This window comes from Dactylosporangium sp. NPDC049140, assembly GCF_040648435.1.
In genome coordinates, this window is the sequence record NZ_JBEZDS010000108.1 from 1 (window position 1) to 10,801 (window position 10,801).

Annotated in this window: 14 protein-coding genes and 2 pseudogenes; 4 read left to right on the forward strand and 12 right to left on the reverse strand. The window is 68.6% G+C overall.

Annotated elements, in window-relative coordinates; genetic code table 11:
* Nucleotides 1–143: 143 nt before the first annotated feature.
* A pseudogene (locus AB0B76_RS57890) lies at nt 144–524 on the forward strand (transposase); the annotation flags it as partial.
* Here AB0B76_RS57890 and AB0B76_RS57895 read toward each other — a convergent pair.
* From AB0B76_RS57895 to AB0B76_RS57935, 9 genes and pseudogenes are all read right to left on the reverse strand, one after another.
* The gene (locus AB0B76_RS57895; protein WP_360394703.1) at nt 522–1,190 is read right to left on the reverse strand and encodes a hydrolase; all 669 of its coding nucleotides are present in this window, start codon (nt 1,188–1,190) and stop codon (nt 522–524) included. The pseudogene AB0B76_RS57890 and the gene AB0B76_RS57895 sit on opposite strands and share 3 nt — an antisense overlap.
* A 182-nt stretch (nt 1,191–1,372) precedes the next feature.
* Nucleotides 1,373–2,221 carry an NAD(P)-binding domain-containing protein gene (locus tag AB0B76_RS57900; RefSeq protein ID WP_360394705.1) on the reverse strand — a complete coding sequence of 283 codons (849 nt, stop codon included), beginning with the start codon at nt 2,219–2,221 and terminating at the stop codon, nt 1,373–1,375.
* 173 nt (nt 2,222–2,394) lie between these two features.
* Complete coding sequence (locus tag AB0B76_RS57905) at nt 2,395–2,652, reverse strand: DDE-type integrase/transposase/recombinase (protein ID WP_360394708.1); 258 nt, start codon at nt 2,650–2,652, stop codon at nt 2,395–2,397.
* A 68-nt stretch (nt 2,653–2,720) separates the two neighbouring features.
* Nucleotides 2,721–2,831, reverse strand: a pseudogene (locus AB0B76_RS57910) (IS6 family transposase); the annotation flags it as partial.
* Nucleotides 2,832–3,034: 203 nt separating this feature from the next.
* Nucleotides 3,035–3,619, reverse strand: coding sequence for an integrase core domain-containing protein (locus AB0B76_RS57915; RefSeq protein ID WP_360394710.1), 585 nt, complete (start codon nt 3,617–3,619; stop codon nt 3,035–3,037).
* Nucleotides 3,620–4,464: 845 nt separating this feature from the next.
* Nucleotides 4,465–4,932, reverse strand: coding sequence for a hypothetical protein (locus AB0B76_RS57920; protein WP_360394712.1), 468 nt, complete (start codon nt 4,930–4,932; stop codon nt 4,465–4,467).
* Nucleotides 4,933–5,025: 93 nt separating this feature from the next.
* A complete protein-coding gene (locus AB0B76_RS57925) occupies nt 5,026–5,262 on the reverse strand; it encodes an HAD hydrolase family protein (protein WP_360394735.1) in 237 nt (78 codons plus the stop codon).
* Nucleotides 5,259–5,534 (reverse strand): hypothetical protein, encoded by a 276-nt coding sequence (locus AB0B76_RS57930; RefSeq protein ID WP_360394715.1) that lies wholly within the window; start codon nt 5,532–5,534, stop codon nt 5,259–5,261. Before AB0B76_RS57930 ends, AB0B76_RS57925 begins: the two co-directional genes overlap by 4 nt.
* 547 nt (nt 5,535–6,081) lie before the next feature.
* The gene (locus tag AB0B76_RS57935; RefSeq protein ID WP_360394717.1) at nt 6,082–6,657 is read right to left on the reverse strand and encodes a hypothetical protein; all 576 of its coding nucleotides are present in this window, start codon (nt 6,655–6,657) and stop codon (nt 6,082–6,084) included.
* A gap of 174 nt (nt 6,658–6,831) precedes the next feature.
* Here AB0B76_RS57935 and AB0B76_RS57940 point away from each other — a divergent pair, with 174 nt between their 5' ends.
* A complete protein-coding gene (locus AB0B76_RS57940) occupies nt 6,832–7,233 on the forward strand; it encodes a carbohydrate-binding protein (RefSeq protein ID WP_360394720.1) in 402 nt (133 codons plus the stop codon).
* On the opposite strand, the gene AB0B76_RS57945 is transcribed toward AB0B76_RS57940, so the two are convergent.
* From AB0B76_RS57945 to AB0B76_RS57955, 3 genes are all read right to left on the reverse strand, one after another.
* Nucleotides 7,226–7,654, reverse strand: coding sequence for a PH domain-containing protein (locus tag AB0B76_RS57945; protein WP_360394723.1), 429 nt, complete (start codon nt 7,652–7,654; stop codon nt 7,226–7,228). The genes AB0B76_RS57940 and AB0B76_RS57945 overlap by 8 nt on opposite strands.
* Nucleotides 7,655–8,163: 509 nt before the next feature.
* On the reverse strand, nt 8,164–8,985 hold the full coding sequence (locus AB0B76_RS57950) for an RHS repeat-associated core domain-containing protein (RefSeq protein ID WP_360394725.1): 822 nt from the start codon (nt 8,983–8,985) through the stop codon (nt 8,164–8,166).
* Nucleotides 8,986–9,305: 320 nt separating this feature from the next.
* Nucleotides 9,306–9,704, reverse strand: a complete 399-nt coding sequence (locus AB0B76_RS57955; protein ID WP_360394728.1) for a nuclear transport factor 2 family protein — start codon at nt 9,702–9,704, stop codon at nt 9,306–9,308.
* Between the two features lie 113 nt (nt 9,705–9,817).
* Here AB0B76_RS57955 and AB0B76_RS57960 point away from each other — a divergent pair, with 113 nt between their 5' ends.
* Complete coding sequence (locus AB0B76_RS57960) at nt 9,818–10,378, forward strand: helix-turn-helix domain-containing protein (RefSeq protein WP_360394730.1); 561 nt, start codon at nt 9,818–9,820, stop codon at nt 10,376–10,378.
* A gap of 22 nt (nt 10,379–10,400) precedes the next feature.
* The gene (locus AB0B76_RS57965) at nt 10,401–10,703 is read left to right on the forward strand and encodes a hypothetical protein (protein WP_360394732.1); all 303 of its coding nucleotides are present in this window, start codon (nt 10,401–10,403) and stop codon (nt 10,701–10,703) included.
* The last annotated feature ends 98 nt before the right edge of the window (nt 10,704–10,801 follow it).

Sequence of the window (10,801 nt, forward strand, 5' to 3'; positions counted from 1 at the left end):
CCCCTGGCCCGCAACCGACAACGCCTGACGACAGCAACCGTGGAGAGCCCGTTGCGCCGAGACGCGCACGGCGGGTTCGGCGAGCGGCCTGGAGAACCGGACCAGCGGCAACACTGACACCGCGCTCCAGGCCGACTCAACTAGCGACGATCACCCGGCTGACGGTGCAGTGGCAGGACGACGCCCGCGCCTTCAACGAGCGTAATCTGTCCAATGTGGACTTTATCTACCTGTGAGCGGACGGCATCCACGTCAACATCCGCCTCGACGAGGAACGGCTGTGCCTGCTGGTGCTCATCGGCGTGCGCGTGGACGGCACCAAGGAGCTCATCGCTCTGGCCGACGGCTACCGCGAGTCGACCGGCTCGTGGGCCGACCTGCTGCGCGACTGCGCCATGGCGTTCAAGCTCATCGAAGCGGCCCAGGCCCGCTGGCGGGCCATCAACGGACCCTCGCTCGTCGCCCTCGTCCGCGCCGGCGCCACGTTCAACAACGGCAAGCTCGGCGACCGGAGTCCAGCGCTACACGGGGACCGGAGTCTGCTGCCGCTTGCCGCGCCCGCGCATTTCTTCGAACCAACCCCAGTCCTCGTTCTGGTCGATGACGGTCTGCAGGAAGCCCTCCACCGTCTCCGTGCGGGCCCAGTCCCGCTGGAGCTCACACGCCACCGAGTTCCACGTCGTGGGCTGCGCTCCGGCGTGATTGATACGCTCGAGAGCATTCTCGTGCGCCTCGATCGTCGTACCGCCGAGCGCGTCGACCACCGGGAAGACCTGGTACCCCTCGTTGAGCGCGTCCAGGCTGGGGAACAGCAGACACGCTTCCGTCCACAGCGCGCCCATGATCAGCTTCCGGCGGCCCGTGGCCTTCACCGCGTCGAGGAATTCCTTGTCCTCCCACGCGTTGATCTGCGTCCGGTCATACGAGGGAATGTCGGGGAGTTCGTTTTTCAGCTGCGGGACCGTGTCCTGGTTCACGCCCGACTTCACGTTGACGGTCGAAAGAATGGTCGGCACATTGAACACCCTAGCGAGGCGCGCAAGCGCGATCATGTTGTTGAGCATGCGCCCGGTATTCATGGACCGTACGGTGGTGATCTGCGGCGGCTGATAGTCGATGATGATGAGCGCCGCATTTCCCGGGCTGAGCAGGTTGTCCTTTGCCGGGTCACGCTTGGGCAGGCTTACCATCGCATTCCTCCTAGCTGTAAAGAGCGAGCGGGAGAAGCTCTCCCGAATGGTCACCAGCCTTTCGCATGTGCGCTACCCGCTGTGGTCCGGGCGAAACAGGCGCTCGACCTTGGGCGGGTACCTCATCGCGGCGCAACCGGTGAGGGTTTACCCCCGTGTTCGCGCGCAGCCGACCACTTGTTCTATTCGCCGCGGAACCTGGGAAGCGCTGTGATGCGGGAGGTCAGGTCGACGAAGACCGGAGGTGGGGAAGCGGCTTCCGCGGCGGCCCAGAGCCGGCGACGCCCGGCCGCCGAGATCGACAAGTTGTCCTCTCCGCCTGCGGCCACCAGGACATCGAAGTCAAGGGCCGAATCGCGAAGGGGGCGCGGATTGTCACGATCCAACGCACGCTTCACCACCGCCGCCATCGGACCGCGGGCCAGGAGGTCGAGCGTGGTCTGGTACGAGCCACCGAGAATGTCGGCCAGGTCGAGGGCTTCACGCAACCCCGCCTCGGCAGCCATGACGACCACATTGGTGATCAGTTTGTAGGCCACGCCGGATCCGAGCGGCCCGACTCGAACGACATCCCCGAAAGTTCTGAGGATCGGCTCGGCCAACGCCATCGCGTCGTCGGAGCCCGCCAGCAATACGGTCAACGCGGCTTCCGACGCATAACGCACGCCGCCGATGAGCGGGGCGTCGACCAGGTGTGCGCCTGCCGGCATCTTCGACGCAACCGATTGCAGCATATCCGGAGTTGTCGTCGACAGGACCGCCAGGGCTGCTCCGGGTCGCATTCCGGCGAGAATGCCGTCCTGTCCCAGATGTGCCACCGGTATGTCGTCGGACATCACGGTACTGATCACCACATCTGTGTCGCGTGCGGCTGCGGCTGGGCTGTCGGCCGCGACGGCCCCCAGCGCCGTCATCGCATCAATTCGGTCCCGTACGACGTCGAAGACAACTACCCGGTGGTCGGAGCGCAGCAGATGGGGCACCATGCGGGAACCCATGTCCCCGAGGCCCACGAAACCGACTGTGGCCATGGCATCCTCCCGGATCGGTCCAGATTTCGTGCTACCCCCAGGGGGCTGATCTAACCCCGGTCTTTCGTGCGCCCAGCGGACCTGGAGGTGAGTGTGTAGCTCACCTGCAGTCATAGGGGCTGTTGCATTGTCGGATCGCTGGGCGTGTTGATGCCCCAGGGTCTGCGCTGGTATCAGAGCGCCCGGGCGAGTTCGGTGACCGCCGCGGCGAGCCGCAGAGCGGGTGGGGAGTCGAGTCCGAGTTCGTAGTGGCCGCGGCGGATGTTCTGCATGAAGGCGTGTCCAGCGATGATCACGGTGGCTGTTCGGTCGGTCCGCAGCCCGCGCATCGGTCTGAGCCGGTGTTTGAGCTGGCTGTGATCGGCCTCAATCGGATTGTTGGCGTACCGCTCGACGTGGTGCCACGCCGAAGGGATGAGCTCGTCGAGCACGGCGGGGTAGACCGCAGCGGCGTGAACCGGGCGGCGTCGGCCAGCAGCGGCGTGAACCGCTGGACCTACCGGAACACGCTGACGTGGTCGACCTCGGCCCCACGCTCGACCAGCAGTTCCTCTACATCGCGGTAGGACAAGTTGTAGCGCAGGTACCAACGCACCCCGACCACGATCACCTCGGGCGGGAACCGGAACCCGGCGAACGCCGACTTCGGTGGCAGCGACGGGCGGGAAGGAGTCGAGGGCTTCACGAGTCAAGCATGATGCGATCTTGCCCAGGCTCAACGCAACAGCACCGTCGTTCTGGTCGACGACTCCCTTCTTCTTGCCGGGGGTCACGGTGACCAGCTGGACGGGTGTGGGGCTCGTAAACCTGGCTTTAACCTACGCGACCTGTGATCGGGCGGCGTTGAATGCGGGCGGTGGCGAGATCGACGACCTGCGGTGGCGGGTTGGGTGGTCGCTGTTGCAGTGATCTGTGCGGCCGATGTGTGTTGTAGTGGGTGGTGTACTCGTCGAGGACAGCGACCAGGTGTCGTTCGCCGGCGATGAGGATCCGGTCCGTGCACTCGCGTCGTACGGTACCGACCCAGCGCTCCGCAAACGCGTTCGCGCGGGGCGCCCGCGGGGGTGTACGGAGCACATCGATGCCGGCGGCGGTGAACACCGCGTCGAACGCGGCGGTGAACTTCGTGTCCCGGTCGCGGAGCAGGAACCGCAGCCGGTCAGCCCGCTGGCCGAGGTCTATCAGCAGGTTCCGGGCTTGCTGGGTGACCCAGTCACCGGTGGGGTGGGTGGTGACGCCGACGATGTGGACCTGTCGGGTGGCGATCTCGAGGAAGAACAGGACGTAGATCCGTCTCAGCAGCACGGTGTCGACGGTGAAGAAGTCGCAGGCCAGGATTGTGTGGGCCTGGGCGGTGAGGAACTGTCGCCAGGTCGGCCCGCTGCGCCGGATCGACACCTGCCTGGTGGAGAATCTTCCACACGGTGCTGGCCGCGATCCTCCACCCGAGACGGGAGAGTTCGCCGTGCACGCGACGGTGTCCACAGGTCGGGTTCTCCGCGGCCAGGCGTAGGGTCAGGTCGCGGATCTGCCGGTCGACGGATGGCCGACCGGGTCGCGCGTGCGGGTGGGTCCAGTGTCGGGCGATCAGTTGTCGGTGCCACCGAAGCAACGTGGCCGGGGTGACGAAGAACGCCGCCCATCGCTGCCGCGGCAGTAGCCGGGACAACGCCGCAAGCACCACCCGATCCTCCGGCTGGAGATCGGGGCGGTGTACCTGCCGGCGCAGCACCGCCACCTGATGCCGCAACACCAGCAACTCGACGTCCTTGGCGCCGCCGTCGCGGGCCAGCTGCGTCAACAGCTGCAGGAGCTGGCGCAGGACTGCATAGACCAGCGAGGCTGTCATGGTCGGCATACTCGCCGCCACGCACGGCCGAGCCTCACACAAAATCGCACGTCACAGACCCGAACCGAATTTACGAGCCCCACACGATCGTCGGTAGGCATCGGTAGCGGTTCGGCGGCGCGTGGCTGCGGCATGCACCGATTGATCTATCGCCGACGCGCGGGGTCAAGTCGTGAGTGGAGGCGTCGACCATGGTGGTGGCCTCGTCACAGATAGGTAGTCGGGGCGGTGCAGCAGGACGAGGACCAGGCTCGAGTTGCCGCAGCCGGAGGGGCCGCACAGCCTGAGGGTCTCGCCCGGGGCGACGTTCAGGCCCCGCACCGAACCATCGCGGCGGTTCGGTGCGGGGGACGCGTCATGCACCGCCGATGTCACGGCTGGCGTCCGACCCCGATCACGCGCGACCCGAGATCCAACCGACGACCGGCACCGTGGGGTACTTGTCCGCGCCGTGGGCTCCGTCACGGGCCACCGTCCGGAAAACGATGATCTTGTCTCGGCCTTCCTTGAAGTCATAGTTGCAGTACGTCCACCCGTTCTGCCCGCCGTTCGCGTCGTGACACTCGCCGGTACGGTCGTCCGTGCGCCACTCGACCACCGTGCGCAGCCCGTCCTTGAACATGTCGTTGACGCCGATGATGTCGCCCTGCGGCCAGAAACACCCGTACCCGGCGTGCGCGCCGGGCTGCGTGCAGAACGGTTGTGTGCCCGCCGCGGCGGCCGGTGATCCCGTCACGAGCACCACGGCAGCAATGGACAGGATCGTCGTGCTGGCCGCCGCAATCAAACGTCGAACCCTCATGGAGCCCTCGCCCTCGTCGAAGTATTGGCGTTCATGAACTCGGCCAAGTGCGCTCGACATTAGCGATCATCAACGTATCGGCGGGCCCGCAAGCGCGGCACATTGACGAAAACTTGAGCGCCGTTCGCTGCGTGTTCGCCCGCGGTCCGCTCGCTACGAAGCGAGCCAGCGGGCCAGGCGAGGCAGGACGAGGCGCAGGTCGGGGCCGTCGGCGGCGGCGTGGGTGGTTGCGCGGACCGTGGGGCTGGCGTTGAACGCGATCGCGCAGCCAACCTCAGCAAAGAGCGGCAGGTCGGAGCGGCTGTCGCCGATTGCCGCGCACCGGGCCAGGTCGAGGCCCAGGTCCGCCGCCACGGTGCGGGCGAAGTCGCGCTTGTCCCAGCCGGTCAGGCACGTGGATGCGGCGGGTGGGGTCGCTGATCCGCCTCTTCGGCATCCGAGCCGGCAACGCGATGCGGTACGTGCGCGCCGCGCACCCGCACCGCCTCAGCATCCCCCAGTAGCGGACCGGCCGCGGCGGCTGCAGCCCGGTGCACGCCGACCCAGATCTGGCCGATGGTGGAGCCGGCCGCGGCGATGCAGTAGAACACCCAGGCCACGCGTTCGGCGGCCTGGCTGTGGTTGCTGATCCGGGCCTCAGGGCCGGCGGAGGTGGAGTTCATGCGCCACCTGCCCGGCGGCGGGAACGGTCGATGGTCAAGTGCACTGGGGTTCCTCCTGCACAGGTGTGCAGGCGCAGCATCCCGCTGGTCGCAGGACGCTGCGCCTGGCAAGGCGTGGGCGTCCCGCAGGTGCGGGAACCGGGTCTGGCGCTGCCGCCGGGATCGCGGGCAGCCGCGGTCATACGGTCGATCAGTGCCGGCCGGACACGTCACTGTCCGTTGTGGACGGTTCATGGTGCGGCCGGAGCCGGTGATCGTTGCTGGCTAGGCGTGTGGGGCGGCCTGGTAGCGTTCCGGCCGTAGTGTGGTGCGCACGGCCAGGGCTTCGTCCGCGAGCCGCCGGCAGATCTTGATGATCGCGCCGCGGGAGGTGCGCCGGTCCAGGACGTTGGCGAGCTCGCCCGGGCTGAAGTCCAGCGTGGGGATGGGCGCGCAGGTGCTCCAGGACCAATGGCGTACAGCTGCCCGGCGGGTAGTGCGGGACGGCGCGGCGCCGGCCGGCCTGTGGTGGTGTCGGGCCTGCTGGCGACCCGCCGGCCGCGGGCTCTCATCGCGGACCCGGCCGGTCCGGGCCGGGCTGCGACGGGGTGGTGAGGTCTTCCCATGCCTGGCCGGTCCACAGCTGCCACCACGCCCCGTCCGGGATGGTCAATTTCCGCAACTGTGTTGTGAGGGCGGCCCGCTGGGCGACTGTGGTGATCTTCGCCGCGGGGAAACGTTCGGCGGTGTAGTACACCTCGTCCAGGCCGGGACCGGCGCCGAGCGGAGCCCGGAGCTGCACGGCGCTTCGACCGGCCCGGGTGGCCTTGGCGACGTGCGCGGCGTGCTCGTATTCGGTGATCTGTTCCTCGAGCAAATCCTCCTCGGTCAACGGTTGGCCGTCGCCGTGGCGGCTGGCGGCGGCGAACGCGGTCAGGTCGCGCTGGTTGACGGTGGATCCGGCCACGGGCAGGTAGTAGGGCAGGCCGCCGCGGCCCTCCTGGTGAATGGTGCCGACTTTGGTGCGGCCCCAGCCGACGGTGGCGGTGTACGCCACCCCGTCCGGGGTGGGCAGCTCCTGGAAGGTCGTGACCCGCAGGGCCGCGTCCGGGACCTGGATACCGGTGTGCGGCAGGGTGACCAAGTTGACCGTGGTGTTGGGATCTGCGGCCGGCGCTGTGCCGGCTTCGTGGTGGCCGGTGTGGGTCGCTGCCCGTGTGGTGCCGCAGCGGCGGGCTCGGACCAGTCCTGGATGACGCGGTCCAGCGTGGCGTGCAGGACCGGCAGGTAGGTGCCGAGCTCCGGCGCCGCGGCGGCGATGATAAGGGCCGTCACCGGCGGCACCGCCTACCCGGCCGAGCGGGCCACGCTCAGCGGCGCCGTCATCGACACCCGCCACCCGGACTACACCGGCACGGGCTACGTCGACTTGACCGAGAACACCGGCGCCTTCGTCCAGTGGACGGTGCCCGTGCCGGCCGCGGGCACCCGGACCCTGACGTTCCGCTACGCCAACGGGGTGACCACCGGCCGGCCGCTGGCCGTCACGGTCAACGGCACGACGGTCAACGCCGCCCTGCCGTTCAACCCGACGGGCAGCTGGGACACCTGGGCCACCACGTCGTTCGCCGCCGCACTGCCGGCCGGCAGCCAGGTCCTGGTCCGAGCGACCACCACCGGTGCGAACGGCGCGAACATCGACAGCCTGACCGTCACGTGACCGGCCGGGCCCGCTCCTGTTCCCAGCGCCGCCGCACGTCCGCCAGGACGGACCGGCCGTAGCGCCGGGCGAACACGCCGATCGTGGGGCCGGGCAGCGGCACTGTCCGGCCGCCGACGGCAACGGTGATCAGCTGGTTGCCGGCCCAGCTCGCGCGCCTGGTGCCGACCGCCTCCACGGCGCGCCACGGCACGAACCGCCGGGAGAAGGTGCGGTGCAGCCACAGCCCCTCGGGCGTGGCGACCGTCCGCACCCGCACCGACCCCAGCACGATGAGCAGGCAGACGGGGCCCTCGAAGGCGAGAATGGCCCAGCGGTCGCGGGCGGGGTAGCCCGCCAGGGCGCCGAACACGAGGAGCGAGACCCCGGCGAACAGCGGCCCGAGCCAGACGTACGGCCGCGCACGGTACACAGTCGTCACCCGGGCACGCTCAGGATGCCTGCCATGCCGCGGTCAGGTCGGCGACGGCCTGGTTGGCGTAGCGGGTCGCGTATCGGCTCGGTGTCGGTGCCGGCACCACCGTGTCCCGGCCGCCTGCCCGCAGCACGATCGCGGCGGCCTGAGTCCGGCCGTACGGCCTGATGCCGACCTCCTCGACCTCGGACCACGCAATGAACCGGCTGCGCCGCCCAGGGATACAACCGCACCCCGTCCGGGCCGATGACCGTCCGGGCCCGCCACGAAATCAGCAGCAGCGCGAGGCAGGGCAGCGCGGTCACCGCCGCGACCACCAGCAGGGTCGACGCCGGGCGGACCGTCGGGGCGAACGCCAGCCAGAGCGCGCCGACCAGGAGCGGGCCGACCCAGACCATCGGCCGGGAGCGGTACACCCGGCGGCCGGGGGCGGGGTCGTATCTTCCGTCATCGAACTGCCTCTCGTGGCCGGCGCCGGCGCGGCCCGGTGAGCCGCGCCGGCGATCGGGATGGGCCTACGTGTCCCAGGATCGGGAATGTCCGCGGCTTCCCGGTGGAATCTTCGCGGCGGGCTTGCGGTTGTTCTGCGGCGCCCGGTTCGGAAGCGCACCAAGGAAGATACTGTCAAGGTAGAGGTAGGCGGCAACGGCGGCCGACCACCCGATTCTGGCCAGGCGAGGCCTGATGAAGTCGCCCACCTTCTTCAGGATGCCGGAGACCGCTTTTCTGATGACCGCCCCGCCGGGCAGCGAGTTGAACAATCCATTGATGCCGCCCATGAGGGCCACCCGGCCGACCGAGGCCAGGCTGGGCCACTTGCCGTGCTGGACGCGATACAGGACGTAGTAGGCGACCCCGGAGAAGAGGGCACCGACAATGGCTCCGCAGATGGCCTTCGCGAGCGCCGCGGCGATGCATGCGACGTTGGGCAGGAAGCCGCCGATAGCCGCGAGCGCGCCTTCGACGAACCAGTCGGCGAGCCGGCCGTCCAGGTCCTTTTTGTTGATCGGATCTGCGCAGCCGTAGTCGTACGCGTTGCAGCTGCCGCCCGGGACCGGGTCGGGCTGGAGGAATCGTCCGGTGACCGGGTTGTAGAGCCGGACGCCCATAATGACGATGCCGCCCGGGGTGTCGGCCGCCCGTTCGCTGGTGCCGAGCCAGCCGTAGCGTTTGCTGCCGGTGTCGGCCGCGTTCTTCGGGGTGCCGTACTCGGTGTACAGGCTCGTGCTGGTCAGGCCGTCGTCGCTGTCGTGGATGGTGGCGACGTTGTCGCCGTGCAGGTTCGACAGTTGCCAGTCCGTGTGCGTCACACCGTTGGTGGTCGTGATTGCGGCCACCGACTGGAGGCCGACGACGGGCCGGGTCCACGTGCCGTCGGACTCGTCGGTCCAGGACGGGCTGTCTGTGTCGGCGGCGTAGTGGTTGACCTGGTTCGTGGTCGTCGTTCCGTCCGTGGAGCTGACGGACCGGATCCGGTCCGTCTCGACGTCGAGCGTGTACGTGCAGGGTCGCGGTCGTGTCGCCGGACCTGTACCCCGGCAGCGCAAGCCGAAGACGTAAGTCTCCGTGATCATGCGGTGCGACGCCGCGGCGCGCCGGGCTCGCCGTGATCACGAAGAGAAGACGCCACCGCAGGCCGCGCACAGCAGCGTGCCGGCTACTGCTCTTCCGGGTCGTCGAGCATCGTGGAGTAGTTGCGCGACCAGGCGATCCGTCCATCGCGGATTCCGGCGACCATCACGACCGGCGCGGTGAACCGCTTGCCGGTGGCGAGGATCCTGCCGTGGATGCGGTACTCGGCCACAGCGACTGCGGGGTCGCTCGTCTCGTGGATGTGCACGTCGCTGACCCGGTCGAAGCGCTGAACCGCGGCGCCCTGCCGGAGATGGGCGCGGAACGCCTCGCGGCCGGGCTCCTGCCGGGGCAGGCCAGGGGGAAGCAGCGGCATGTCGAAGGTGGCGTCGTCCGTGAACATGTCGGCCAGTTCGATGGCCGGCCCGTCGCCGGTGAGCCGGACGACCTGGTCGAGGACGTTGCGTGCGCTGATGGCTGACAAGGGGAGCTCCTTCATCCGAACCGCTTACCGATCGTTCGGTAAGGAACCGTATCGCCTTACCGAACGGTCGGCAAGTATGCTTGTCGTCACAACGATGGTCTTGAGGGAGCAACATGCCGAAGGTGGCCGGCTCTGACGACACGCGCAGCCGCATCCTGGAGGTCGCGCTACGCCTGTTCATCAGCAAGGGCTACGCCGGAACCTCGATTGCCGACATCACCAGCCAGCTCGGGATAAGCAAGGCGGCGCTGTACCACCATTTCGGCGCCAAAACCGAGATCCTCGAAGAACTGGTCGCCGGCCCACTGGCCGAGTTCGCGCACCTCGCGGAATACGCGGTCGTGCAACGACAGACCCCCGAGCAGGTGCTCGCCGCACTCATCGACACAACCGCGGCCACCCGCTCAATCGCCGCCATGATCGGCAACGATCCGTCCGTCCAGGAAATCCTCAATGAGCGGGCCGGGCTCCAGCACGCCCACGACATCAACGACTCCCTGACGGCCGTGCTCGCAGGGGCGAACCCCACCGTCGCCGCGACCGTCCGTGCTCACGCGGCGCTTGCAGTCGCCAAGCAAGGCACGCTCGCCATCATGGGAACCGCCGACGGTTCCCTCGACTCGGCTCGGCGTGCCGAACTGCTCGCCGCCGCCCTACGCGCATTACACGGATAGCCCAGCCGCAGTCTCCGGGGCGGTGCGGTACCTGATCCAGGTCAACGTGGCAGTGCGCGAGCCGGCTCCATCCTCCCGCCGGGACCGCTACAAGGCGGCCGCATCCAGCCTGTACACCTCCGGCGTCCGTAGCGGGCTCTACAAGAGGCTCGCCGACATCGTGCACGAGGGCGTGCTGGCAGTCGGCGACGAGAAGTCGACCGCCGGCGCCCGGCTGGCCGACGTACGGGACTTCTTCCTGTTCATCCAGGACGAAATGAGCGTCGCCGTGGACCGATGGGAAGCGCTCCTCCAGGAGCGCCGGAAGGCACAACTGGGCGACTAGATGCGCCTAGTACTGCAACGGCAGTTGGGTTGACCGGGCATGGATGATGTTCGCTGTGGCGGCGGAGATTGAGGCGTGGTCGGCTGAGCTGGATCGGT

What these genes read in the sequence shown, in the direction of transcription:
- AB0B76_RS57960 (WP_360394730.1), top strand. Translation starts at nt 9,818, where the DNA reads ATGCCGAAGGTGGCCGGCTCTGACGACACGCGCAGCCGCATCCTGGAG.
- AB0B76_RS57895 (WP_360394703.1), bottom strand. Translation starts at nt 1,190, where the DNA reads ATGGTAAGCCTGCCCAAGCGTGACCCGGCAAAGGACAACCTGCTCAGC.
- AB0B76_RS57900 (WP_360394705.1), bottom strand. Translation starts at nt 2,221, where the DNA reads ATGGCCACAGTCGGTTTCGTGGGCCTCGGGGACATGGGTTCCCGCATG.
- AB0B76_RS57920 (WP_360394712.1), bottom strand. Translation starts at nt 4,932, where the DNA reads ATGTCGAGCGCACTTGGCCGAGTTCATGAACGCCAATACTTCGACGAG.
- AB0B76_RS57940 (WP_360394720.1), top strand. Translation starts at nt 6,832, where the DNA reads ATGATAAGGGCCGTCACCGGCGGCACCGCCTACCCGGCCGAGCGGGCC.
- AB0B76_RS57930 (WP_360394715.1), bottom strand. Translation starts at nt 5,534, where the DNA reads ATGAACTCCACCTCCGCCGGCCCTGAGGCCCGGATCAGCAACCACAGC.